The organism is Sphingobium sp. ZW T5_29, assembly GCF_044987515.1.
Classification (GTDB): Bacteria; Pseudomonadota; Alphaproteobacteria; order Sphingomonadales; family Sphingomonadaceae; genus Sphingobium.
Map to the genome: position 1 here is coordinate 33626 of NZ_JBJDRM010000018.1, position 22846 is coordinate 56471.

Sequence of the window (22846 nt, forward strand, 5' to 3'; positions counted from 1 at the left end):
GTATAAAACGCTGGCAAAGCGCGCACATTGTTTCCCTCGCCGCACGCCCTAAGCCATCGCAGATGTCACTTGCCGACCATCGGCCGTTGGGTAGCCTATGAGGCGGGTAAAAATAAAAAGAGGCGGGAAGGCTCCAGCGCCTTCCAAATCTGTATGAAGGCGCCGCTTCAGCCAATCAGGAGTGTCGTCACCCCAATTTTCCGCGCGATAGCAATGACTGCAGCTGCCATAAAGTCCGGCGAATGGATTATCACAATGTAGGCGAAGTCGCTGGCGCTTGGCAGAATGCAAAGACGGCCTGTGAGACGACGCGGTGGCGCGAATGAACTATTGCACGACTCTACAACACAGAGCGCAACTTCGTTTTGCGACACATCCTGTGTTCAACGGCCATTTAATCATGCGATAAGTGGCCGGGCACCGATCGGGTCAAGCTCGAGGCACGACTGAACTGATCGCCCAGTTAAACCAGCAATGGTCCTCAGGTGCGCTTGGATGCGAGGATGACGCTTTGCCCACATGCGATAGCCCGAACAAATGGTAAGCGCTCAATCGCAAGCTCCATCCATTGTAGTGGACCGACCGCCCAGTCGGGGCAAAAGAACGGAACTAAATTGACCACCCTACTCTGCTCAATATGGAATTGAGCATCCCGCAACCATCGGCGAATGAGGGAAGGTGAGAACGACCGCTCTTCATGATCAATATGATAGCGCGAATACCTTTCTAATAGCTTGAGCACTGGGTTATTACCGTTTGGTTCGACGATGAGGACCGTACCGGTGAATCCGGATAGTCCAGCAATGGCGCGAGCCGGATCGGGCAAATGATGCAGTACTCCACGCAGAACTATACAGTCAAAATGCTGGCCTTTCAGATAGGGTTCGAGTTCGTAGACATTTCCGACCTCGAAGTGCGCGATCTCGCTCACACCATTCGCCAAAGCCCTGGCTCTGGCCGCCGTGATTGCCCCGGCTGCCGGATCGACGCCCACTACCTTGCTTACGCCCAAGGCCGCGAATTCCACTGTATAGGCGCCGTCACCGCAACCAATATCAAGCACCGCTTTATTCTTGAAGTTATAGGCTTCGAAGATGCTGCGGGAAAGACGCTCATTCGCGGCGCGGGCTGATCGCCTTTCAGTGGTGTATATGTACGAGCCGCCCTGCGCCACATCCTGGTCAAATTGATGGACATTGCCTTTGATCGATAGCTGGTCGGCATGGGTGTGAGACGGCGTGACGTCAAATTTCAGGTGAGGCATAGAATTGATCCCCTACAAAGTCGGTTCATTAGTACCACGTTCACCGCTTAAACATGCGAAGGGAAAGATTTCCCCGGTTGCGAGCTGGCCCGCGAAACGCGCCAAAGCGGCCAAGGTGGGTTCGTGATTCATGCAATCTGCCTAGTGCATGTTGGTTGAGCAAATGTTAACCATATCGGGGGACTTTAGGGGCATGAAACAAACACAGGTCATTGCAGCACGGCCCTATGAGACCAGGCCGCTGGCCGCGCGCATCCGCAGCCAGGCCCTACGCATGGTCACGCGCGCCAAGGCGTCCCACATCGGATCGGCGCTGTCGATCGCCGATATCATGGCGGTGCTGTATGGCAGAGCCCTGCGCGTCCATCCGGGCGCACCGCGCCATCCCGAACGCGATCGCTTCATCCTTTCAAAGGGTCATGCCTGTGTCGCTGTCTATGCCGCGCTGGCCGAAACCGGCTTTATCGATCCCGCGCTGCTCGAAACATATGGCGCGGACGGATCGATGCTCATGGCGCATATCAGCCACAAGGTGCCGGGCGCCGAGTTTTCCACCGGCGCGCTAGGCCATGGCCTCCCTTTCGGCACCGGCAAGGCGGTGGCGGCCAAACGCCGGGGAGAGGCGTGGCGGACGGTTGTCCTTACCAGCGACGGGGAATGGGGCGAAGGGAGCAACTGGGAAGCAGCGCTGTTCGCGGCGCATCATGGCCTCGACAACCTCATTTGCATCCTCGACTACAACAAGCTGCAGAGCCTGCGGACGGTGGACGAAACCCTGCGGCTCGAGCCCCTTCACTCAAAGTTCGAGGCGTTTGGCTGGGCTGTGCGCGAAGTCGACGGGCACGATCATGACGCGCTCACAACTGCGTTGGAAGGACCGCCATGGGTGGCCAACAAACCAATGATGCTGATCTGCCACACCACCAAGGGCAAGGGCGTCAGCTTCATGGAGAACAAAGTGGAATGGCATTATCGCAACCCCACCCCCGAACTGCTGGAGGCAGCGCTGGCGGAGATCGAAGGGGAGAATAGCCATGCGTGACGCTTTCATCGATGAGTTGACCACGCTGGCCGAAAGCCATGAGAATATCGCCCTTATCGTCGGCGATCTTGGCTACAACGTGATCGAACCCTTCGCCGACCGATGTCCAGACCGCTTCATCAATGCGGGCGTCGCGGAGCAGAATATGACGGGCCTTGCCGCCGGCATGGCAAGCGAAGGCTATCACGTCTTCACCTATTCGATCGCCAACTTCCCGACCTTCCGCTGCGCCGAGCAGATCCGCAACGACGTCGATCATCACCGTCTGCCGGTGACCGTGGTCGCTGTCGGTGGTGGCGTATCCTACGGCGCGCTCGGCTATTCTCACCATGCTGTGCAGGACTATGCCCTGATGCGCGCCATGCCCAACATGACTATCGCTGCGCCAGGCGACCCGCTGGAGACCCGGGCGTGCCTTCGCTGGCTGATCGATAATCCCGGGCCTTCCTATCTGCGCCTCGGCAAGGCTGGAGAGCCTTGCTTCCACGACAGTATTCCCGAAATTGCGCCTGGACGATGGGTCAAGGTGCGCGACGGCAACGACAGTTCAGTTCTGCTATCGACCGGTGCAGCGCTCGGCGCGGCGATCGGGCGAGCGGATGGGCGGGCCGTCTGGTCACTGCCGCTTTGGAGCATGGCCGCGAAGGCGGACCAGCCCCCCCAGATCGCGCGGCATAGCCGCATTACGACACTGGAAGATCATCTCGCGGACGGCGGCTTTGGCTCCTGGCTGACGGAATCGGTCGCAGGCACGCCTGCCGCCGCTTGCATCCAACCGATCGCCCTATCGTCGGAAATCTGTGACCTGGTGGCCAGCCAATCAACACTCAACCGGATCGGCGGGCTCGCAACATAACTGTTTCTTTACCACACCTGTTCATAGGGTTTGTCCCATGAAAGCGATCATCCTTGCAGGGGGCCTAGGCACCCGCCTCGCCGAAGAAACCTCGGTCCGGCCCAAGCCCATGGTGGAAATCGGCGGCAAGCCGATCCTTTGGCACATCATGAAAATCTATGCCCAACATGGCGTGGACGAGTTCATCGTGTGCCTTGGTTACAAGGGTTATATGATCAAGGAATATTTCTTCAATTACGCCCTCCACATGTCGGATGTGACAATCGACCTGCGGCGGGGCACGACCGACGTGCATCGCAATGCGTGCGAGGATTGGAAGATTTCCCTGATCGACACCGGCGCCGAGACGATGACCGGCGGCCGCCTGCGGCAGGCGATGCACTATCTGGGCGATGACGAGGATTTCTGCCTCACTTATGGCGATGGCGTCACCAACCTCAACGTCGGCGCGGCGATAGACTTCCACCGTTCGCACGGCCGCAAAGCGACCGTAACCGCGGTGCGCCCCGCAAGCCGCTACGGCCAGCTCGACCTCAACGGCGACCAAGTCGCGGCCTTTGCCGAAAAGCCGCTGGATGAAGGTGGCTGGATCAATGGCGGCTTCTTCGTCCTCAATCGGTCGATCGGCAATTATCTCAGCAATTCGGACGGCTGCGTCTGGGAGCGCGAGCCCCTGGAGCGCCTGGCGTCGGACGGCGAGCTGCGTTCCTTCTTCCACGATGGTTTCTGGCAGCCGATGGACACGCTGCGCGACCGACAGATGCTTGAAGGCATGTGGGAACGACAAGAGGCCCCATGGAAAACCTGGCACTAAAGCGCGTCGGCGCGGTGGCGCTTACGCCGGAAACCAGCTTCTGGGCTGGACGGCGGGTGCTCGTGACCGGCCATACCGGCTTTAAGGGCAGCTGGCTGCTGACCCTGCTGGAGTCGCTGAAAGCTCAAGTCACCGGGCTTTCACTTGCGCCCGATACCTCGCCATCCATGTTCGAGACTGTCGGCGGCGCATCGCTATGCGATCATCATATCGCGGACATTCGTGACGCTGCTGCGGTCGAAACGATCGTGACCCGTGCGGAGCCGGAAATCCTGCTGCATCTGGCCGCCCAGCCCCTGGTGCGCGCCTCCTATGCCGATCCGATCGGCACCTATCAGACCAACGTCATGGGCACCGCACATGTGCTGGAGGCATGCCGCAAGACGCCGTCCGTTCGCACAATCATCTCTGTCACCACCGACAAATGCTATGCCAATGACGGCCGCGCCGAAGGCTATCGGGAGGATGCGCCCTTGGGCGGCCATGACCCCTATTCCAACAGCAAAGCCTGCGCCGAGCTGGTGAGCGCCTGCTGGCGGGACAGTTTCCTGGGAGAGCGGGGCACCGGCCTTGCCACCGCGCGCGCCGGAAACGTCATTGGCGGCGGCGACTGGTCGGCAGACCGGCTAGTGCCCGATGCGATCCGTGCTTTCTCTACGGGGCGGACGCTGGAGATTCGCAATCCCGACGCGGTACGGCCCTGGCAGCATGTGCTTGAACCGCTGACCGGCTACCTCCTGTTGGCACAAGCGCTGACAACTGACCCTGCCCGCTTCGCGCGTGGCTGGAATTTCGGCCCTGCCCCTGCCGATATGGCGAGTGTCCGCGATGTCATCGGTCTGCTTGGCCGTCATTGGGGCGTGACCCAGCCTTGGGCAGCACAGCCTGGCGACCACCCGCACGAAGCCGCGATGTTGACGCTCGATTCCTCCGCCGCTGCCGACCTGCTTGGCTGGCGGCCGCGCCTGACGCTTGATCAAGCACTCGCGTTGACAGCAGACTGGTATCGCGCCGAGGACAAGCGCGCCGTCTCGCGCGCACAGGCTGAAGCTTTCCTCGACATGGTGCCCGCATGAGCCGCATCCTTGTTACCGGCGCGAGTGGCTTCGTTGGCGCCGCCGTTGCCGATCTTGCGGCCCGCAATGGCCACAACGTCACTGCGTTGGTGCGCAATCCGTCTTCACCGCGCGCTGTAGCTCTGGCGGGATGCTGCGCCATCGCCGTCGCCGACCTGTCTGATCGTGACGCCGTTCGCGCCGTGCTGGCGCAGGCGCGCCCTGATTGCGTCGTCCATTCCGCCTGGGAAGGCGTGGGCGGCCCGGATCGCGCGGGCGACATTCAGCTCGATAATATCCGCACGTCCGTCGAACTGCTCGACAGCGCCATTGCGGTAGGGTCCCGCCGCTTCATCGGCATCGGCAGCCAGGCCGAATATGGTCGGCATGATCGCCGGATCGACGAAAGCGCCACGACCGAACCCTTCCTTCTCTACGGCGCGGCCAAGCTTTCCACCTGTCATCTGACGCGCCAACGCGCGAGCGAAGCAGGCATCGGCTTTGCGTGGCTGCGCCTTTTCTCGCCCTACGGCCCCGGCGACAATCCCAATTGGCTGATCCCTTCGGTGGCGGCCCAAATCCTCGCCGGACAGACGCCGCGTACCAGCGCGGGTACCCAGAAATGGGATTATCTGCACATCGCCGATTGTGCAGAGGGCATATTGGCCGCCGCCGTGACAAAGAGCGCACAAGGCGTGTTCAACCTGTCGAGCGGCCGTGCGGTCACTGTTCGGTCAATCGTCGAGCGTATCCGCGACCTTGCCTGCCCCGGTCTTCACCTGACCTTCGGCGACATTCCCTTCGGCCCCAACCAGATCATGCATCTGGAAGGTGACAGCAGCCGCCTCAGCGCCGCGACGGGCTGGACCCCGAGCATCATGATCGAGGACGGGCTCGTCACCGTCGTGGATTCCTTGAGGCAGGCCGCATGATGATGCCCGCCCTCGACCGCCGCTTCATCCGCTTCCTCATCGCGGGCGGGATCAACACGCTGTTCGGCTATAGCATCTATAGTGCCCAAGTGCTGATGGGTATCGCCCCACATGTCGCGGTGACGGTCAGCGCCATTGTGAGCGTCCTCTTCAACTTCCTGACGACGAGCGCCGTGTTCCGCTCGCGCGATCTGCACCGACTGCCGCGCTTCCTCATCGTCTATGGCTTCATGCTCAGCCTAAACCTCCTGTTGCTTGAGCTTGCGATGCGCGTGGGCCTTGGGCCGCTGCTCGCGCAGGCGCTCATCCTGCCGATCTTCACCCTCACCTTCCTCGCCATGCGCCGCTTCGTGTTCGCGGCCTCCACGGAGCAGACCTCATGAAGACCATCTCCATCGTGACGCCCTGCTTCAACGAGGCGGACAATGTCGAAGCGTGCCGCGACGCCGTTGCCACCCTGTTTGCCCCCGGCGCGCCGCTGGCGGGCTACAAGCGCGAGCATATCTTCGCCGACAATGACAGCAGCGACGGCACGCAGGACATTTTGCGCACACTGGCAGCCAGCGACCCTTCGATAAAGGTTATCCTGAACGCGCGCAATTACGGCCCCTTCCGCTCCAACTTCAACGCGCTTCGTGCCGCGACGGGCGATGCGGTCGTCGTATTCCTGCCCGCCGACCTTCAGGACCCGGCGGAAATGATCCCGGAATTCGTGAAGCTCTGGGAAGGCGGCGTGGAAGTCGTGGCGGGTGCCCGGGTCAACCGCCAAGAAAGCCTTGCGCTCCGATCCTGCCGCGCGATCTTCTATCGCACTGTACGCAGTTTCAGCGATATCGACATTCCGGTAAATGTTGGCGAATTCCAGCTTCTGGACCGCAAGGTGTGGGAAGCGGTCGTCAGCCATGACGATCATTATCCTTACATCCGCGGCATCATCGCTTCAGTCGGCTTCCGTCGCGTAATCGTGCCCTATACCTGGGCCGCGCGGCGATCGGGCATCTCCAAGAATAATCTGCCGCGATTGATCGATCAGGCCCTGAACGGCATCTTCAGCTTCACCAATGTGCCGATGCGCCTGTGCACCTTTGCAGGCATCGCCATGGCTCTGCTCTGCATGCTGTACGCGACGGCGTCGGTTGGTCTTTACGTCATCTGGCCCAATCTTGCCCCGCGTGGGATGACGACGCTGATCGTCGCCCTCTTCTTCCTGTCCGGCGTCCAACTCGCCTTTATGGGCATATTGGGCGAATATGTATCGTCGATCCATGCGCAGGTTCGCAAACGCCCGCTTGTTGTCGAACGGGAGCGGATCAATATGGAAGCAACATCGACCGGGGATGTGGCTGGCAATCCCGTACATGCTCTCAAGCAGGAAATCGGCGTGGAGGCGGCGTAACGCCATTGCCGACTATGGCAATAGCGGCCAGCGATCGGAACTTTGCATCGGCAAGCGTCCCATTGGGAGTGCTGTCGGCGCTGCTCGTCGCGGCTTTGCCCTCAACAATGTGCTGCGGCTCAGTTTCCTGGGCCAACCGCCCCTGCTGGTCGCGGCGCTTGCCGCCATCGTGCCACCGCTACTGGCATCCATCGCCTAGACTCGCGAATATCACTCCGTAAGCGGATCAAAGCTAAGTCATTTCATGCGATTGTAGGACCCGATCTGCTGCGGCCGAAACGCCAACTAAGGATGCCATCCGCTCGCATGATCCCGGACGCTGCCTTGCCGATGTTACGGTCAAGCGCATCGCACCAGGGCACCAGCGTGAAATCTCGCGAGCGCTCGACCAGTGCATGAGGGCCGCTTCCCAGGTCCACGCGCCGCGCAATGACGTCCTCGACGCGCTCGCCCATCCTGGCCGGCTCGAACGCCTTCCCCAGCTCCCGGCCAAGCCGCTCGCCCACGCTCTCCAGCTCGCGCAGACGAAGGCTCTCCAAAGCACCCCGCCGCAAGCGGAAAGCTGGACCGTCGCCATCGGCCAATTGCCGTTCGACCAGCCACTGGCGTCGCGCCGCCAATGCTGCCCGTACTTCGCGCCCGAAGCCCACATCGCGCACTGGACTGCGCGAGCCCTCTATCAGTTCGCTATCGAGCCATGTCGGGGCATTTTTCATGGCCAGTTCGACCACGGGCGTTCGAGACAAGACCGATATTATGACAGGCTGGGCAGCCGACCTCGCCGCCCACTTTCCCGTACCCAAAGCTTCCCAAGGAGAAATCTGATGCGTGTTCCGTCCCGGAAATATTGGATCGCCGCCATTCTGGGCCTGGATGCCGGCGGTTCACTCGCCATGCGCGTGATGATGCCAGCCGCGCCCGCCAAGGCTATCACCGTGTTCGATCCGAGCAATTATGCGCAGAATATCCTGACCGCAGCGCGCGCGCTTCAGCAGGTGAACCAGCAGATCCAGCAACTCCAGAACGAGGCGCAGATGCTCACCAACATGGGCAGGAACCTCAAGACCATCGATTTCCCGCAACTCGATGCGCTACGCCAAAAGCTCGCCGAAATCGACCGGCTGATGGGCCGCGCGCAGGCCATAGATTTCCGGGTCGATCAACTGGACGAGAAGTTCGGGTCCCTCTACCGCCAAGACTTCTCGTCGGCGCTGCGCGGGGACGCGCGCATCCGGGATGCCCGTGCGCGCCTCGATGCCAGCATAGGCGCCTTCCGCCAAACAATGGCCGTTCAGGCGCAGGTGGTCGAGAATATCCAGGCCGACAGCCAGGCGCTTGGCCAGATCGTCGCGCGCAGCCAGGGCGCAGAAGGCTCGCTCCAGGCCACCCAGGCGACCAACCAGCTCCTGGCGCTCGCCGCCAAGCAGCAGTTCCAGCTCCAGCACATGATGGCAGCGCAGTTCCGCAGCGAAGCGGTCGAGCAAGCCCGGCGGGCGACGCAGGCCAGCGAGGCCCGCGCTGCGACCAAAAAGTTCCTCGGTCCCGGATCGGCTTACACGCCCGATTAACCCCTTGAAGGGCCGCAAGGCCCGATACGGTCAGCGATCGGCGGCTCGCCCTCTCGCCGCCGGTCGCCGTCGCGGGACGCGGCTTTTGCTCCCCCGCCGCGTCCCGCGACATCCTCCAAAACAGCCAAGAAGGCAGTCCTTTGAACGACCTCAACGTCATCGACCGCTTTCTGCAAGCGTTTATTACCTATATCGATAGCGGGTTCGGGCTGCTCGGCCCCGATGTCGGCTTCCTTACCGCGACGCTGATCGGCATCGACATCACGCTTGCCGGACTCTTCTGGGCAATGGGCGGCGAGGACAATGTCATCGGCCGGTTCCTCAGGAAGATCCTCTATGTCGGCGCATTCGCCTTCATCCTGAACAGCTTCTCCACTCTTGCCGACATCATCTTCCGCTCGTTCGCGCAAGCAGGCCTGACCGCAGGCGGGGGCGTGCTCTCCGCCGATGACCTGCTCAAACCCGGACGCCTAGCAGGCACCGGCTTCGCCGCAGCCTGGCCGCTGCTCGACCAGGCAAGCGAGATGGTCGGGTTCACGACATTCTTCGACAATTTCATGACCGTCATCGTGCTGCTGTTCGCCTGGGCGCTGGTCATCATCGCCTTCTTCATCCTCGCCGTACAGTTGTTCGTCTGCATCCTCGAATTCAAGCTCACCAGCCTAGCCGGGTTCATCCTCGTGCCCTTCGCGCTGTGGAACCGGACCAGCTTCCTCGCCGAGCGCGTGCTCGGCAATGTGGTGAGCTCGGGCATCAAGGTGATGGTGCTTGCCGTCATCGTCTGCATCGGCTCCAATTTCTTCGCCGAATTTACAGGCGCTCTGCAGGGGCAGGAGCCCGACATCGGCCAGGCCATGAGCTTGGTGCTCGCGAGCCTGTCGCTGCTGGGCCTCGGCATCTTCGGGCCATCTATCGCCTCGGGCCTCGTGTCCGGCGCGCCGCAGCTTGGCGCCGGGGCGGCCGTCGGAACGGCGATTGGCGCGGGCGGAATGGCGATGATGGCTGGGGGCGCTGCGGTGGGTGGAGGGCGCCTCGCCGGCAGCGGGGTGCTCGGCGCCGTCCGCTCGGGCACGGCGATGGGCTCCGCCGCGTCCGCCGCCTACCAGCTGGGCCAGGAAAAGGCCGGCAAGTCCACGGTCGGATCGGGTCTTGCTGGCGTGGCGCAGGCCGCGGGCAATGCCGCGCGCGCTCACGCGGGCAGCCCGCTCGGTCTCGGCGAAGCTGCGTCGAGCGGCAAGAAGGCGGCATGGGACGCACTCAACAGCGAAAACCCTCCGTCGCCGACCTCCAATAGCGGGCCTCATGGGCATCGCATGGATGGCGCTGAAGCCGCAGCTTTTCGTGAGGCAGGCGGAGAGCGACTTGTCGCAGCCAATGGCAAAGGCAGCCCCCGATGCGCTGGCGGGACTGCCCGCGAGCTATGGCGACACACCCAGGCTTGGCCCGCCTCTACCCGGCGACCTTGGCCGTCCGATCCTACGGGCGCAGGAGCGAGAGGCGGCCGGGACGGATCACTCCAGCGTAAATGATACCGAGGCGAAGCGCCAGCAGCGCCTCGCCGAACTCAAAGCCGCTCGGGAGTCGGCGTTGCTCGCACAGGTAACGACGGACGGGGGCGCCGCCGCCGCTGCATCAGCCGCGGACGAACCGCAAACGGTTCAGGATATGGCCCCTCCACCAGATAACGCGGCTACGCGCAAGGAGCGGTTAGCCAGCACACAGGACCAGGCCTCCAGCTTGAATGCGCGGGGCCTCGTCGCTCCTCCATCGTCCAACAGCCTGCTCGCTGGCAGCGTGATCGCGGCAAGCCTCATCACCGGACTGAACTCGGACCTTCCCGGCATGGTGATCGCCCAGGTGACGCAGAATGTCTATGACACGGTGACGGGGCGCATCCTGCTCGTGCCGCAGGGCGCCCGCATCATCGGCAAATATGATAGCGTCGTCGCCTTCGGACAAAAGCGGGCGCTGGTCATCTGGCAGAGGCTCATCCTGCCGGACGGCAGTTCGGTGCGGCTCGACAACATGCCCGCAACCGATCCGTCAGGCTCTGCCGGGCTTATGGGGAAGGTTGATTTCCACAGTTGGACACTGCTGAAGGGTGTCGCAATCGCAACACTGCTGGGCGTCGGCTCGGAGCTGACGATCAGCGGCGAGAGCGACCTTGTGGAGGCGATCCGCCAATCCGCTCAGTCCAACACGGCGCATGCCGGGGACCAGATCACCCAGCGCAACCTCAACGTCCAACCGACGATCACCGTCCCGCCGGGCCCTCCCGTGCGCCTGCTGGTCACGCGTGACCTCATCCTGGCCCCTGTTCTAAAGTGAAGAATCTATAATGGCCAACCTGAAGCTTGCAAAACTACCAGACAGAACCCCGGTCAAGCTGTCGATCACGATAACGCCGGAATTGCAAAATGCATTACGGGAATATGCTGCCCTCTACGCCCAAGCCTACGAGACAGAAGAGCCCATCGTCGAGCTGATTCCCGCGATGCTGGCGGCTTTTCTCGAAAGCGACCGCAACTTTGTTCGGGCGCGGGAGGCGGCACAGCGGGGACGCACATGATCGATTTGCAAACGAAACCGGCACTTCGACCGCTCGCCAGTGGGGTGGCACTTCTTACGCCCGTCATCCGCCTCAGCGGTTTCCGATGCTGTCATGTGATACGGTCCCGCGAACCTGAGACAACGCCATGGCGGCGGTGCGGATGGAGGCGCTGCCACAGTTCACCGAACGGAAGCGCGTGCCGCAAGCCCTCGCTGAAGCTGCGCTCGCCCGCCCCCCTCACCGCGACTGCACCGTACGGGTAAAGGAGACAAAGGGCAGGAAACCGAATGTCGATAGGTCCTCCCAAAGCGGCCGCCGGTCAACCGTGTGCAGCAGCGCTAAATGAGGATCAACAGAGGGTGCACGATGCCGATGGCCTCATCTGAAGATCAGGCGCCAATCCCACAGCCATCATTCGGGTCTACGCCTGGCAATCGCGACACTGTCTGCCCTTCCGGCAGAGCTCACTCGCTGCTCCGCGGCTCCTCTACCACTCCGCAAGAAAAGCTCCTCACTCCCTGCGACATTCTCGCACGACTCAGCATGACCAGTGCTGATCCCGCGAAATGGATGCGCCGGACTTTCAAGAAACATGGTGTGCCCTACGCCCATGTATGCGGGAAGGTACGAGCGACGGAGGGGCAATACCAGATGCTGTTGGAAAGAATTACATCCTCTCAATCCATCGCCTTGTCAGGGAAGATATCTGCCATATCCGAGGCTCGGTCTCTCTCGACGACCAGCGCATCCGTGTCAAAAAGTTCAGTTCAGGAACGAGTGACCTCGATGCTGCGTCGCACCTGGTGACCTAACATGAGACGAAGCTGCGCCCCGGCTCACATTCGGTTCCGCAGGGACCGTTGCACATAGCACCAACGCCGACGCTTTCGGCCGTTATCTGCCCCTGCCCCGCGCATCATCATTTACATGAAGAGCTGGACACCACTGAGGATAGTGTAGCGCTATTGATCGTTGGCATCGATCCTATGCGTGCACCCTTCAATAACCTGGATTGAAGCTGGAGCCGCTGACTGCGCTGCTGCACCTCAGTCAAACCGGCGGCGACAAGTGGAATGGAATATGGCAGGCACCTATAAGTGGATTGGGCTGATGATGCGTGCCGGACCGGCCGCTTCGTGGATGCTGCGTTTTAATGTTGACGGATGCCTTGGAATAATGGCAGGGCGCTGACCCTACGGGCGGGTATAGCTCAATGGTAGAGCACTAGCCTTCCAAGCTTGTGATGCGGGTTCGATCCCCGCTACCCGCTCCACCATCGGCAAAAGAGTTCGGCATCCCACCGCGCGACCGCGACACTGCAGCCCATCTGGTGATTGAATATGAAACGAAGCTGCTGCACCAGCTGGCACTCCCCGCAGCCTGCATCGCTCAAGGAGCCATCGCTCAGGCCTGGCGCAAGTGGCCGATCATGACATCCTTCGTCAGCGGCACGCCGAAATTCTGGGGCATGAGATCAGCCTAGGCGTCTACCTCCTCGACAGGGCGTCGCCCTATCCTACCCGGATCTTGGGTTTAATTCTGTTCAAGTGCGCCATCTCGATTTTCATTGGGAAAATGAGCGAGTCGATTCGGTTCGCGATGCTGGAACGGGCGCCGTGGTCGGCGTGGTCGATCTGTCATGATTGTGGGGCGCTGCAGGCCTCTGGGGGACAAAAATCAGTAGACATCGTTAGAAGGCAGCTTTACGTGCACGGATCGTCATGCATGGCTACAAGCAAGTAGAAAATTATGCCTAACATATTTCGCAAGAAAAACGCATTATTTCTTGCTGTAGTTATTATTCCGACGATACTGTCGATACTATATTTCGGAATATTTGCATCGGACGTTTATATATCGGAGTCTCGCTTTGTGGTAAAGGCCACCAAGCAGTCGGCTAGCGATGGCGTGGGTTTGCTGCTGCAATCGGCGGGCTTCAATAATGCCAATGAAGAAGTCTATGCCACGAACGACTATATAATTTCCCGTTCAGCCTTGCAGCAGTTGAACAAAGATGGCGCGGTCGCCGCTGCTTATACCGCCCCCGGCATATCCGTCTTCGATCGCTTCAATCCACTGGGATGGGACGCGTCATTCGAAAAGCTGTTCAAATATTATACCAACCGTGTCCAGGTGACATCGGATTCTCGCTCGGCGATCAGTACGCTGGTGGTTCGCGCCTACAGTAGCCAGGACGCATTCAAGCTCAACAGCCGCCTGCTGCAACTGGCCGAAGATATGGTGAACCGCCTCAATACGCGAGGGCGGGAAGATCTTATCAAATATGCGCAAACGGAAGTGGATGCAGCCAAACAGCAGGCGCGTACGGCTTCTCTCGCCCTTGCCGCTTATCGCAACCAGCAAGGCGTAGTCGATCCGCAACAGCAGGCGGCGATCCAGCTGCAGATGGTCTCGAAACTGCAGGATGAACTGATCACAGTCAAAAGCCAGCTGATCCAGCTGCGCGCCTTCACTCCAGAAAACCCGCAGATCCCGGTCCTGGAAAAGCGGTCGCGCATCCTGAGCGAAGAAATTTATGAACAGACCGGGCGCGTGGCGGGGGGCAACAAATCGCTGGCCGCCGCCGCCGTGGAATATCAGCGTCTGCAGCTGGAGAACGGCTTTGCCGAAAGGCAATTGGCCGGTGCCATGGCGTCCCTGCAGGAAGCGCGAAATGAAGCGCGCCGCAAGCAGGTCTATGTCGAGCGCATCGTCAATCCCAACCGCCCGGACAGCGCGCTTGAACCCCGACGGCTGCGGGGCATTTTCGCCACGTTCGTCGTCGGCCTGATTGCCTGGGGCATTCTCTCGCTCCTCCTTGCCGGCGTCAGGGAACATCAAAGCTGATGACTGCCCCCGCTCCGCCGGGCCTGGGCCATACTTTTTTCGAACAGTTGATGGTCCAGCGCCGCGTTATCGGCGCCCTGCTCATGCGGGAAATGCTCACCCGCTACGGCCGCCGGAATATCGGGTTCCTCTGGCTCTTTGCCGAACCGATGATGGTGACGGTCATCGTCGCTGCTTTATGGACCGCGCGCGGCCTGCATCAACTCTCGGACATTCCGATCGTCGCCTTTGTGATTATCGGCTATTCGGGCATCCAGCTATGGCGCAACATGTCGCGGCGATGCATCGATGCGATCGAACCAAACAGGGCGCTGCTGCGACACCGTCCGGTCAAGATGCTGGACATCTATCTGGCGCGAATGCTGCTTGAAGTGGCCGGCACTACAACATCCTTTGCCCTGCTGTGTGTGATCTTCCTGATATTTTCAAACCAGATTTCACCACCCGAAAATATACTGGAAGTGGTGTTCGCATGGGGTCTGTTCGTCTGGTTCGCCATGGGCCTGTCCCTCACACTGGGCGCGCTTTCAGAACTGACCACGCTTGTGAACAAATTCTGGCCACCCCTGATTTACATTCTTTATCCTCTTTCAGGCGCGATGTTCCTGGTCGATGCCCTACCTCATGGTTTCAGAGAGATTGTCCTCTACATTCCCTTGGTCCACGCCAATGAAATGCTGCGGGACGGCTTTTTTGGATCACATTTCGTGGCGCATTATGACCTGTCGTATCTGGTCAGCTGGTGCTTGGGACTGTCCATCGTGGGCTTGGGCCTGAGTTATCTGACGGTTGAACACAGGCTGAGCTGATGATCGTTCTCGACCAGGTAACCAAAAGATATCCATCGATCCGAGGCCCCATCCAGGTCCTCAAGGGCGTCGATATGACTGTCGATATGGGGGAAAAGGTCGGCATCATCGGACGCAACGGCGCGGGCAAGTCAACGCTCATCCGTCTGATCGGTGGGGGTGAGAAGCCGACCACGGGCTCCATTACCCGCACCATGAGCATTTCCTGGCCTATCGCCTTTTCGGGCGGCTTCCAGTCGGGACTTACGGGCCGCGACAATCTGCGTTTCATCTGCCGCATCTATGGGCAGGATCCCGCCGAGAAACTGCCCTTCGTGAAGGAATTTTCCGAACTGGGCGATTTTCTGGACCAGCCCATCAGAATTTACTCATCGGGCATGAAGGCGCGGCTCGCCTTTGCGATTTCCATGGCGATCGATTTCGATTGCCTACTGATCGATGAGATCATGGCGGTGGGCGACGCGAAGTTCAACGCCAAGAGCCGCGAGGAACTGTTCGTCAAACGTGCGCACAAGGCGATGATCATCGTCTCGCACAATATGAAATATATCCAGCAGAATTGCAGCCGCGCCTATCTGATGAATGATGGTCGGCTTGAACGCTTCGACGATGTGGACGAAGCCATTGCCGCACATAAGGCAATGATGGCCTGAACCGAACGGAGAACTGAATTTGTCCAGAGTGTGCATCGTTGGCGCGGGCTTTACCGGCGCTGTCATCGGCCGTGAACTGGCGGAGGCTGGCATCGCCTCGCTCGTGATCGATGAGCGATCACATGTTGCGGGCAATTGCCATACCGAGCGCGACGCCGAATCCGGCGTGATGATCCACCGTTTTGGTCCGCATATCTTCCACACCGACAGCGAACGGGTATGGGACTATGTGCGCCGCTTCGGCGAGTTCAAGCCCTATGTGAACCGCGTGAAGACGACGGTGAAGGGCAAGGTCTATTCGATGCCGGTCAACCTGCACACCATCAACCAGTTCTTCGACACCGCCCTGTCACCAGACGAGGCCCGCGCGTTCATCACCGCGAAGGCGCGCACGGACATAGAGGATCCCCAGACCTTCGAGGAACAGGGGATGAAATTCGTCGGCGAAGAACTGTATGAGGCGTTTTTCGCAGGCTATACGCGCAAGCAATGGGGGATAGAGCCATCGGCACTGCCCGCCTCCATCCTCAAGCGCCTGCCCTTGCGCTTCAACTATGACGATAATTATTTCAATCACCGGTTCCAGGGCATGCCACAGGATGGCTACACCCAGATCGTGCAAGGGATCCTCGACCATCCGCTGATCGAGCTGCATACCGAATGCCGATTTGAGGATCTGACCGAGGAATTCGAGCATATCTTCTATTCCGGCCCGATCGACCGCTATTTCAACTTCGACCTCGGCCGCCTGGCCTATCGCACGCTGGATTTCGAGATGATCCGTGCGGACGGCGATTATCAGGGCACCGCGGTCATGAACTATCCCGACAGCGACGTTCCCTATACCCGGATTGCCGAACACAAGCATTTCGCGCCGTGGGAAGCGGGCCAGATGGAAAAGACCGTTGCTTTCCGGGAATATAGCCGCGCCTGTGGGCCGGACGACATCCCCTATTATCCCGTCAATCTAGTGGGCGGGGTCGATCTGCTCAAGGCCTATCAGGAACGCGCGGCCCAGTTAAAGAATGTCACCTTCGCCGGACGCCTGGGCACCTATCAGTATCTCGACATGGACGTGACCATCGACCGGGCGCTGGACGCGGCAGCGGCTTATCTTCAACAACGCGCTGCAGCCTGAAACCACTTCGATGAGTTGAGGCAAGATGACCGGATCGCCAAATTCGACTGGCCGCTTTGCCTTTCCTCTTTTTGCCCTTCTGGACGGGCTGGAGCAGCTTTCCTACGAGACGACATCCGACGTCACCATAGCCAGCGGCGCAGTCCGGGCCGGAAGCGCTAAAGCCTTCCGGCTTGATCGGCTGTTCGACATCTTTCCCGAAAGCTATTGGTGCCGTTACACCAGCCTTACTGAAATTGCCTTCACGGCCACGCTGACGGGTACGGCGCGGATCAAGATCCGGCGTCGGAATGCACTGACCGGCGGGGAGCAGGTCCTCACCGAGGTGGATTGCGAAGGCCAAGCGCAGCCGATCGCCATTCCGATCGCCTTGCAACAACCGGGCGGTAATGGGGATGCGAATTATCTCATAGCCATTCTTCATCTGGCGGCAGGCGCGCAACTGCATGACCTGCGCTGGAGCGCCACCACGGCACCCGCTCGCGAAGTACGGATCGCCGGGGTCATCTGCACCTTCAACCAGGAAGCGATGCTCGCCAATAATCTGGCGCAGATGTCCGCAGCGCCGGCTTTCCTGCACCGATTGTTCGTGGTCAACCAAGGGGCGCCGGGCCTAGCAGACAGGATAGCGCCGGGGGACGGCTCACCAACGCCGATCACCTTTATCGATCAGCCCAATTTCGGCGGCGCCGGTGGCTTTACCCGCGGCATCATCGAAAGCCTGGACGATCCGCACGTCACGCACATCCTGTTGATGGACGACGACATTAAGGCGCAGCCATCGCTGCTGGCCCGGATCGCCACCATCCTTGCCTATGTCGGGGAGCGGCATTGCGTCGGCGGCGCGATGCTGGACATTCATGCGCCGACCAGGCTGTTCACCTGCGGAGACCGGATCAATCCTGACCGGCCTGCCATTATCAACATTGCCCCGCCTGATGGCTGTGACGATGTGACCACGGACGCCGGGCGCGACTTCGTGGCTCTCGACCACAAGCCGGACTTCAACGGATGGTGGTGTTTCGCCTTCCCGATCGAAGCGGCCAGACAATGCGGATTGCCCCTGCCGCTGTTCATCCGGGGAGATGATGTGGAATTCGGCTTTCGCCTGTCACGCGCTGGCTTTCCGACGATCAGTTGGCCCGGCGTTGCGGTTTGGCACCTGCCCTTCCGGCTCAAGGTTCAGCCGTGGCAGGCCTTTTACGATCGCCGCAACATGCTGTTCCTGAATGAAGCGCACGGCCTGTTTTCCCGGCGTCGATTGGCGCGTTCGGCCTGGGGCAGCTTCACCAAAGCAATCAAGGCTCGCGATCATGCGCGGGCGCGCGCTATCGTGGAGGGCATCGAGGCGTTCAACAAGGGCGCGCCGCATCTGGAAAACTGGTCCGGCAGGGATCACTCGGCACTGCTGCAGCGCATGCTTCGAAGCCATGGCTGGCGCAACGTCATTGCCCTTTGTGTCCGCGCCCTGTCGGCTATCGCCACGTTGCGCTGGCGCCGCCGGTTCGATCCCGATGCGATTGATCGTCTTTCCGGCGCGGGTTTCTGGCGTGACTATCTGTCGATATCTTCCCCCAGGAATGCGCCTTCGCACGACAAGGGCTTTGCAAGTCATCCAGATGACGGCATTGCTCCTTCCCAACAGATCCAAGCGACGAGTGTAAAATCATGCGATCCTACCTAGCCAATGCCCTGATCTCCGTCGCATCGCTCGCGTTGCTGTCCGGCTGCGCGGGTTTCGATACCTCGGTCGGCCCCGGCAAGGGCCGTATTACAAAGATCGAAGGTGACGGAACGATCCAGGGGGTCCGCGTCATTGAGGTCACGGATCAGGTGGCCCGACAGATCCATGCGCAGGAGATCCACACCAGCTTTGCCGACGACCTGCCCCAGGCACAGCCGACGGGGCAGCGGATTGGCAAGGGCGACATATTGTCGGTGCTTATCTGGGAAGCGCCGCCTGCCGCGCTGTTCGGCACAAGCCTTGGCAGCACGACGTCGCTTGGCGTGGCGAACACAACCGCGCTCCCCGAGATGCAGGTCGGGCCGACCGGCGACATCACCGTACCCTATGCGGGCCGCATCCATGTCGAGGACCGCACATTGCCGGAAATCGAGCGTGAGATCGTCAGACGGCTGTCAGGCAAGGCGCATTTGCCGCAGGTTACCGTCCGCCTTGCCCAGAACACATCGACCCAGGTGACGGTCGTGGGCGAAGTCGCCACAAACTCGCTCATGCCCTTGACGCCCAGGGGGGAAAGGCTTCTGGACGCGATCGCGCGCGCAGGCGGCACCAAGCAGCCGGTCGACAAGATGATGATCCAGCTGACGCGCGGGAACCAGGTCGAAAGCATGCCCCTGTCCGACATCATCGCCAATCCGCGGGAGAATGTCGTTCTGCAGGCTGGCGACGTCGTGACGGCTGTGTTTCAGCCCTTCAGCTTCACCGCGTTGGGTGCAGCCGGACGTAATCAGGAAGTCAATTTCGAGGCGCGCGGCATCACCCTGTCGCAGGCATTGGGACGCGTAGCCGGACTTGAGGACCGCCGCGCCGATCCGAAGGGCGTGTTCCTGTTCCGCTGGGCCGACCCCCGCTCCGTCCCCGGCGGCGCGATGAATGCGGCGCAGGACGAGCAGGGCCGCATTCCGGTCATCTACCGCATCAATATGAAGGACCCAGCGACCTATTTCGCGATGCAGCGCTTCGCGATGAAGGACCGGGACGTGCTGTACGTCTCCAATTCGCCTGTGGCGGAATTCCAGCGATTCTTTGGCATCATCGCATCGACTGTATTGCCGGTGATGGCGGTCAGTCGAGCGTTTTAATGCGTGATGAGCGCTGACTGCAAATGCAGTTTCGCGATTCTGTCCAACAGGCCAAGTGGAATGAATGAAAAATCATCATAAATTTGTAAAATAACGATACTATATATTATGTTATGACGATAAGACAATTTATTTCATCTCTATTTCGTGTTGATTGTGTAAATCCTGTCGTTATTCCGGACACCGTCCGGATAGAAAGGGAGATTCCCGATCAGGTATACAAAGCATATTCAGATCGATTTGAACGATTTGACTATAAAACAATTTTTTATGATGTGTTTTTTTCGAAGGTGTCAGGGCACATCCGGCTAAGTGGACCGCCCCTCGCGAATTTGACCGAATATGTAAAAGCGTCATATTTTTTGGTGGATGGGCAGGATGTCAGCAATCATGTCACTCTAACGGACCGCATCCGCAAGCAGGAAAGCTCAATCAATCACGCTGAAGGTCAATCGCTAACCCTGCATTGCCCACATTTTACGGTGACTACGAAGATATCAGAAATAGATACAAAGACCTTTCTCGATCGAAACGTATTACTGGTCATTAACAAGGATAATTCCCTTGCTTGGCTTTCTGATTGGTTGACCTTTTACGCTGCAGCTCATCGCGTCGATTCCATTCTGCTCTACGATACTGGCTCTACGGCCTATACAAGCCGGGCTCTGCTAGATGTGCTGCAGTCTGTCACAGGGATAGAGGCCGCCGTCGTGGTACGCTGGCCCTTCCGCCACGGCCCGTTCCGTGAAAGGCCTGGAGTTGATGCGAGCGCTAATTACAGCCAAGTTGCCATGCTGGCCCATGCGAAAGAAAAATATCTTTCCGGCGCGAGAAGCGTGATCCACTGTGACGTGGACGAAATAATCTATTCCTATTCTGGCCGGACCCTCTGCGATGCCGTCGTGGAGGCTGATCGCGGCGTGATAATGGTACCGGGTACATGGATCGAATCCGTGACGACCGCCAGCGCGCCGTACCGCCATCTTGATTTCCGCCATGTAGACCCCCGGCGCGATCCATCATTTCCCAAATGGTGTGTGGCACCCGCGAAGTTGCCCGCTGAGGGTGACTGGCAGGTGCATGGCATCTGGGGGCTTGAGGTCGAGGCGACATCGCAATTCCATTTTGCGCATTTCCGCGGAATCAGCACCAATTGGCGGGAAAAGCGCGCCATTTATCGCGCGCCGATGGCTGAGCATGAAATCTTCACTGAAATCGAGGAATATATCGCTCCCCATCTGGTCGGCAAGCCTCGTTATCAACCCGCAGAAGAATCCGCGAAAGGCATAGAGATGGCGGTCTCTTCCAACGTTGAGCCTCTCGAGAGGGTCGCTGTCGAGATCAAACCAAGTCTGGAACCGGCGGGGCTGGCAGCGCTCAAGGAGCATCTTTCGGGATGTGAGTCCTATCTTGAATATGGCTGCGGCGGCAGCACTGTCCTGGCGGCACAGTCAGGGGTGAAGTGGATCATGTCGGTGGATACTGCTCGCCCTTGGCTGGACAAGGTCGAGCAAGAAACCCAGAATTTCGGTGCCAACATCACGTTAACCCATTGCGATCTCGGGCCGGTCAAGGCGTGGGGATATCCGGAGGACAAGCAGCATATCGGCCAGTTCCACCGCTATGCGATCCTGCCTTGGGAAGCGGCAAAGGCGGTGGGAACTAGGCCGCAGTTGGTCTTCATTGACGGACGTTTTCGCGCTGCCTGTTTTCTTTACAGCCTGATGGCGGCCGATCCGGGTACGATGATCCTTTTCGACGACTATATGAATCGCCCTTCCTATCACGAGGTCGAAAAGCTTTGTCGTAGAATGGGTAATCGCGGTAGAATGGGCATCTTCATGGTAGAAGAAAATATAGATCGACTTGCCATATCTGAATCATTCGCCAAGTACTCAATATGTGAATTTTAATAAAATTTATTTACTAAGAGCCTGTCTTGAGTGTCGGATTCGGAAGTTTCTCCAGCCATGCGGACGCTCTGATTTACCTTTGGCTGTGGGGTTGTGGTTATGATTCCATCGCATTGGGGCGATGGACAGGCATGTGTCTGTGCAGCGTGGATTTTCGACCTGTCACGTGCCCCCCTGGTTTCCACCAGCACGGATTAAAGTCGGCAGCTTTGTTGATCCGACACCATTCTCTGGACCACCCGGGGTTAGCGTTTCCCGGCTAAGGTCACGGTGACGGGCTGGGTGCGTCACTGGGATTCATCAGCGTGATCGGGGGCTTGTTGCCGATGGCACCGTGCGGCCGATCCTCGTTGTAGTATCTGCGCCATTCCTCCAACTTTTCGCGGGCATCTGCAAGCGTCAGAAACCAGTGGGTGTTCAGGCACTCCGCCCGGAAGCGCCCGTTGAAGGCTTCGATGTAGGCTTTATCCGTAGGCGGGGAAATCCAGCGCCACCCCTCTGGCGTAGGCCCACAGATCCAGGCCCCGGCTGATGAACTCGGAGCCTTGGTCGACTCACATTGTCTTCGGATAGCCGACTACGGCGCAGGTCGCCTTTAGGATCTGGACGACGTCCTCACCGCGCTAGCTGAAGCGCGAATCCAGTACAGGCGAGAACCGTGAGAACGTGTCTACAACCGTCAGCACGCGGATCTTGCGACCTGTTGCCAGCTGGTCATGGACGAAGTCCATGGTCCAAACATCGTTCACGCGGAAGGCCGTGCAGCGGCCTTCCCTCAACTTCGCCTTCACCCTGCGCTTGGGCGTCTTGTTGCGGAGCTGGAGCCCCGGTCGGCGGCTTGCTCATGCATTCCAGCCTTGCGGTGACACCCGAGGGATTGCCGCTTGGCCTGACGGGGGCGAAATTCTGGACCCGCACCAGGTTCAAGGGGACCAACGCGCTAAAGCGCCGGATCAATCCCACCCGCGTGCCGATCGAGAAGGAAAGTTACCGCTGGCTCAAGAATATGCGTCAGTCGACTGTCCTGCTGGGCGAGCCCGAGCGACTGGTCCACGGTAAGCGCAAAAACCTCCCCACATTTTCGTAAGCGCTGATTTGTCTATGTTTCGCCCCTCGTCTGAGGGGTATCGTAGTGGCCGATGATGTAAGAACATTCGAAACAGGTTTCGAAAGGCAGGAGGG

Annotated in this window: 23 protein-coding genes, 1 tRNA gene and 1 pseudogene; 22 read left to right on the forward strand and 3 right to left on the reverse strand. The window is 59.7% G+C overall.

Annotated features, from left to right (window positions below):
- Positions 1 to 481 precede the first annotated feature (481 nt).
- On the reverse strand, positions 482 to 1264 hold the full coding sequence (locus tag ACI3KQ_RS14690) for a class I SAM-dependent methyltransferase (protein WP_404958883.1): 783 nt from the start codon (positions 1262 to 1264) through the stop codon (positions 482 to 484).
- A 193-nt stretch (positions 1265 to 1457) separates the two neighbouring features.
- Here ACI3KQ_RS14690 and ACI3KQ_RS14695 point away from each other — a divergent pair, with 193 nt between their 5' ends.
- Genes ACI3KQ_RS14695 through ACI3KQ_RS14730 form a run of 8 tightly spaced genes read left to right on the forward strand, consistent with a single transcriptional unit; the run spans position 1458 to position 7558 of the window.
- Positions 1458 to 2306 carry a transketolase gene (locus ACI3KQ_RS14695; protein ID WP_404958885.1) on the forward strand — a complete coding sequence of 283 codons (849 nt, stop codon included), beginning with the start codon at positions 1458 to 1460 and terminating at the stop codon, positions 2304 to 2306.
- Positions 2299 to 3162, forward strand: coding sequence for a transketolase family protein (locus tag ACI3KQ_RS14700; protein ID WP_404958887.1), 864 nt, complete (start codon positions 2299 to 2301; stop codon positions 3160 to 3162). Before ACI3KQ_RS14695 ends, ACI3KQ_RS14700 begins: the two co-directional genes overlap by 8 nt.
- A gap of 37 nt (positions 3163 to 3199) precedes the next feature.
- Positions 3200 to 3976 carry a glucose-1-phosphate cytidylyltransferase gene (gene rfbF / locus ACI3KQ_RS14705; RefSeq protein WP_404958889.1) on the forward strand — a complete coding sequence of 259 codons (777 nt, stop codon included), beginning with the start codon at positions 3200 to 3202 and terminating at the stop codon, positions 3974 to 3976.
- The gene (gene rfbG / locus ACI3KQ_RS14710; RefSeq protein WP_404958891.1) at positions 3958 to 5052 is read left to right on the forward strand and encodes a CDP-glucose 4,6-dehydratase; all 1095 of its coding nucleotides are present in this window, start codon (positions 3958 to 3960) and stop codon (positions 5050 to 5052) included. Before rfbF ends, rfbG begins: the two co-directional genes overlap by 19 nt.
- Complete coding sequence (locus ACI3KQ_RS14715) at positions 5049 to 5963, forward strand: NAD-dependent epimerase/dehydratase family protein (protein ID WP_404958893.1); 915 nt, start codon at positions 5049 to 5051, stop codon at positions 5961 to 5963. The genes rfbG and ACI3KQ_RS14715 overlap by 4 nt, the downstream gene beginning before the upstream one ends.
- Positions 5960 to 6346 (forward strand): GtrA family protein, encoded by a 387-nt coding sequence (locus ACI3KQ_RS14720; protein ID WP_404958895.1) that lies wholly within the window; start codon positions 5960 to 5962, stop codon positions 6344 to 6346. Before ACI3KQ_RS14715 ends, ACI3KQ_RS14720 begins: the two co-directional genes overlap by 4 nt.
- Complete coding sequence (locus tag ACI3KQ_RS14725) at positions 6343 to 7359, forward strand: glycosyltransferase family 2 protein (RefSeq protein WP_404958897.1); 1017 nt, start codon at positions 6343 to 6345, stop codon at positions 7357 to 7359. The genes ACI3KQ_RS14720 and ACI3KQ_RS14725 overlap by 4 nt, the downstream gene beginning before the upstream one ends.
- Positions 7322 to 7558 carry a hypothetical protein gene (locus ACI3KQ_RS14730; RefSeq protein ID WP_404958899.1) on the forward strand — a complete coding sequence of 79 codons (237 nt, stop codon included), beginning with the start codon at positions 7322 to 7324 and terminating at the stop codon, positions 7556 to 7558. Before ACI3KQ_RS14725 ends, ACI3KQ_RS14730 begins: the two co-directional genes overlap by 38 nt.
- Before the next feature lie 43 nt (positions 7559 to 7601).
- Here ACI3KQ_RS14730 and ACI3KQ_RS14735 read toward each other — a convergent pair whose 3' ends face one another.
- Complete coding sequence (locus ACI3KQ_RS14735; RefSeq protein ID WP_404958901.1) at positions 7602 to 8162, reverse strand: DUF3363 domain-containing protein; 561 nt, start codon at positions 8160 to 8162, stop codon at positions 7602 to 7604.
- A 21-nt stretch (positions 8163 to 8183) separates the two neighbouring features.
- Between ACI3KQ_RS14735 and trbJ the strand changes: the two genes are divergently transcribed.
- The 13 genes from trbJ to ACI3KQ_RS14800 all read left to right on the forward strand — a co-directional run bounded on the left by trbJ (position 8184) and on the right by ACI3KQ_RS14800 (position 21664).
- Positions 8184 to 8927, forward strand: coding sequence for a P-type conjugative transfer protein TrbJ (gene trbJ, locus ACI3KQ_RS14740; protein ID WP_404958902.1), 744 nt, complete (start codon positions 8184 to 8186; stop codon positions 8925 to 8927).
- Between the two features lie 140 nt (positions 8928 to 9067).
- Complete coding sequence (gene trbL, locus ACI3KQ_RS14745) at positions 9068 to 10456, forward strand: P-type conjugative transfer protein TrbL (protein WP_404958904.1); 1389 nt, start codon at positions 9068 to 9070, stop codon at positions 10454 to 10456.
- 208 nt (positions 10457 to 10664) lie between these two features.
- On the forward strand, positions 10665 to 11255 hold the full coding sequence (locus tag ACI3KQ_RS14750) for a TrbI/VirB10 family protein (protein WP_404958906.1): 591 nt from the start codon (positions 10665 to 10667) through the stop codon (positions 11253 to 11255).
- Positions 11256 to 11265: 10 nt separating this feature from the next.
- Positions 11266 to 11496: a DUF2274 domain-containing protein gene (locus ACI3KQ_RS14755; RefSeq protein WP_404958908.1), complete on the forward strand. Its 231-nt coding sequence runs from the start codon at positions 11266 to 11268 to the stop codon at positions 11494 to 11496.
- A 1181-nt stretch (positions 11497 to 12677) separates the two neighbouring features.
- Positions 12678 to 12751 (forward strand) — tRNA-Gly (locus tag ACI3KQ_RS14760).
- Positions 12722 to 12961: a hypothetical protein gene (locus ACI3KQ_RS14765; protein WP_404958910.1), complete on the forward strand. Its 240-nt coding sequence runs from the start codon at positions 12722 to 12724 to the stop codon at positions 12959 to 12961. Before ACI3KQ_RS14760 ends, ACI3KQ_RS14765 begins: the two co-directional genes overlap by 30 nt.
- A 389-nt stretch (positions 12962 to 13350) precedes the next feature.
- Positions 13351 to 14325, forward strand: a complete 975-nt coding sequence (locus ACI3KQ_RS14770; protein WP_404958912.1) for a hypothetical protein — start codon at positions 13351 to 13353, stop codon at positions 14323 to 14325.
- A complete protein-coding gene (locus tag ACI3KQ_RS14775) occupies positions 14325 to 15134 on the forward strand; it encodes an ABC transporter permease (protein ID WP_404958914.1) in 810 nt (269 codons plus the stop codon). The genes ACI3KQ_RS14770 and ACI3KQ_RS14775 overlap by 1 nt, the downstream gene beginning before the upstream one ends.
- Positions 15134 to 15787 (forward strand): ABC transporter ATP-binding protein, encoded by a 654-nt coding sequence (locus ACI3KQ_RS14780; RefSeq protein ID WP_404958916.1) that lies wholly within the window; start codon positions 15134 to 15136, stop codon positions 15785 to 15787. Before ACI3KQ_RS14775 ends, ACI3KQ_RS14780 begins: the two co-directional genes overlap by 1 nt.
- A gap of 28 nt (positions 15788 to 15815) precedes the next feature.
- Entirely contained in the window at positions 15816 to 16925 is a 1110-nt protein-coding gene (glf, locus tag ACI3KQ_RS14785) for a UDP-galactopyranose mutase (RefSeq protein WP_404958927.1), read from the forward strand.
- A gap of 25 nt (positions 16926 to 16950) precedes the next feature.
- Positions 16951 to 18609 carry a glycosyltransferase gene (locus ACI3KQ_RS14790; protein WP_404958917.1) on the forward strand — a complete coding sequence of 553 codons (1659 nt, stop codon included), beginning with the start codon at positions 16951 to 16953 and terminating at the stop codon, positions 18607 to 18609.
- Positions 18594 to 19751: a polysaccharide biosynthesis/export family protein gene (locus tag ACI3KQ_RS14795; RefSeq protein ID WP_404958919.1), complete on the forward strand. Its 1158-nt coding sequence runs from the start codon at positions 18594 to 18596 to the stop codon at positions 19749 to 19751. The genes ACI3KQ_RS14790 and ACI3KQ_RS14795 overlap by 16 nt, the downstream gene beginning before the upstream one ends.
- A gap of 332 nt (positions 19752 to 20083) precedes the next feature.
- Positions 20084 to 21664: a hypothetical protein gene (locus ACI3KQ_RS14800; RefSeq protein ID WP_404958921.1), complete on the forward strand. Its 1581-nt coding sequence runs from the start codon at positions 20084 to 20086 to the stop codon at positions 21662 to 21664.
- A 265-nt stretch (positions 21665 to 21929) separates the two neighbouring features.
- Here ACI3KQ_RS14800 and ACI3KQ_RS14805 read toward each other — a convergent pair.
- Positions 21930 to 22491 (reverse strand): annotated as a pseudogene (locus ACI3KQ_RS14805) (integrase core domain-containing protein); the annotation flags it as partial.
- A 17-nt stretch (positions 22492 to 22508) separates the two neighbouring features.
- Here ACI3KQ_RS14805 and ACI3KQ_RS14810 point away from each other — a divergent pair.
- Positions 22509 to 22751, forward strand: a complete 243-nt coding sequence (locus tag ACI3KQ_RS14810; protein ID WP_404958923.1) for a hypothetical protein — start codon at positions 22509 to 22511, stop codon at positions 22749 to 22751.
- Positions 22752 to 22846 lie beyond the last annotated feature (95 nt).

Excerpts from the sequence above, each read along its gene's own strand:
- ACI3KQ_RS14765 (WP_404958910.1), top strand. The coding sequence starts at position 12,722 with ATGCGGGTTCGATCCCCGCTACCCGCTCCACCATCGGCAAAAGAGTTC.
- rfbG (WP_404958891.1), top strand. The coding sequence starts at position 3,958 with ATGGAAAACCTGGCACTAAAGCGCGTCGGCGCGGTGGCGCTTACGCCG.
- ACI3KQ_RS14775 (WP_404958914.1), top strand. The coding sequence starts at position 14,325 with ATGACTGCCCCCGCTCCGCCGGGCCTGGGCCATACTTTTTTCGAACAG.
- ACI3KQ_RS14730 (WP_404958899.1), top strand. The coding sequence starts at position 7,322 with ATGCTCTCAAGCAGGAAATCGGCGTGGAGGCGGCGTAACGCCATTGCC.
- ACI3KQ_RS14780 (WP_404958916.1), top strand. The coding sequence starts at position 15,134 with ATGATCGTTCTCGACCAGGTAACCAAAAGATATCCATCGATCCGAGGC.
- ACI3KQ_RS14790 (WP_404958917.1), top strand. The coding sequence starts at position 16,951 with ATGACCGGATCGCCAAATTCGACTGGCCGCTTTGCCTTTCCTCTTTTT.
- ACI3KQ_RS14700 (WP_404958887.1), top strand. The coding sequence starts at position 2,299 with ATGCGTGACGCTTTCATCGATGAGTTGACCACGCTGGCCGAAAGCCAT.
- ACI3KQ_RS14720 (WP_404958895.1), top strand. The coding sequence starts at position 5,960 with ATGATGATGCCCGCCCTCGACCGCCGCTTCATCCGCTTCCTCATCGCG.
- ACI3KQ_RS14755 (WP_404958908.1), top strand. The coding sequence starts at position 11,266 with ATGGCCAACCTGAAGCTTGCAAAACTACCAGACAGAACCCCGGTCAAG.
- ACI3KQ_RS14715 (WP_404958893.1), top strand. The coding sequence starts at position 5,049 with ATGAGCCGCATCCTTGTTACCGGCGCGAGTGGCTTCGTTGGCGCCGCC.
- ACI3KQ_RS14725 (WP_404958897.1), top strand. The coding sequence starts at position 6,343 with ATGAAGACCATCTCCATCGTGACGCCCTGCTTCAACGAGGCGGACAAT.
- trbJ (WP_404958902.1), top strand. The coding sequence starts at position 8,184 with ATGCGTGTTCCGTCCCGGAAATATTGGATCGCCGCCATTCTGGGCCTG.
- ACI3KQ_RS14810 (WP_404958923.1), top strand. The coding sequence starts at position 22,509 with ATGCATTCCAGCCTTGCGGTGACACCCGAGGGATTGCCGCTTGGCCTG.
- ACI3KQ_RS14795 (WP_404958919.1), top strand. The coding sequence starts at position 18,594 with ATGCGATCCTACCTAGCCAATGCCCTGATCTCCGTCGCATCGCTCGCG.
- rfbF (WP_404958889.1), top strand. The coding sequence starts at position 3,200 with ATGAAAGCGATCATCCTTGCAGGGGGCCTAGGCACCCGCCTCGCCGAA.
- ACI3KQ_RS14690 (WP_404958883.1), bottom strand. The coding sequence starts at position 1,264 with ATGCCTCACCTGAAATTTGACGTCACGCCGTCTCACACCCATGCCGAC.
- ACI3KQ_RS14695 (WP_404958885.1), top strand. The coding sequence starts at position 1,458 with ATGAAACAAACACAGGTCATTGCAGCACGGCCCTATGAGACCAGGCCG.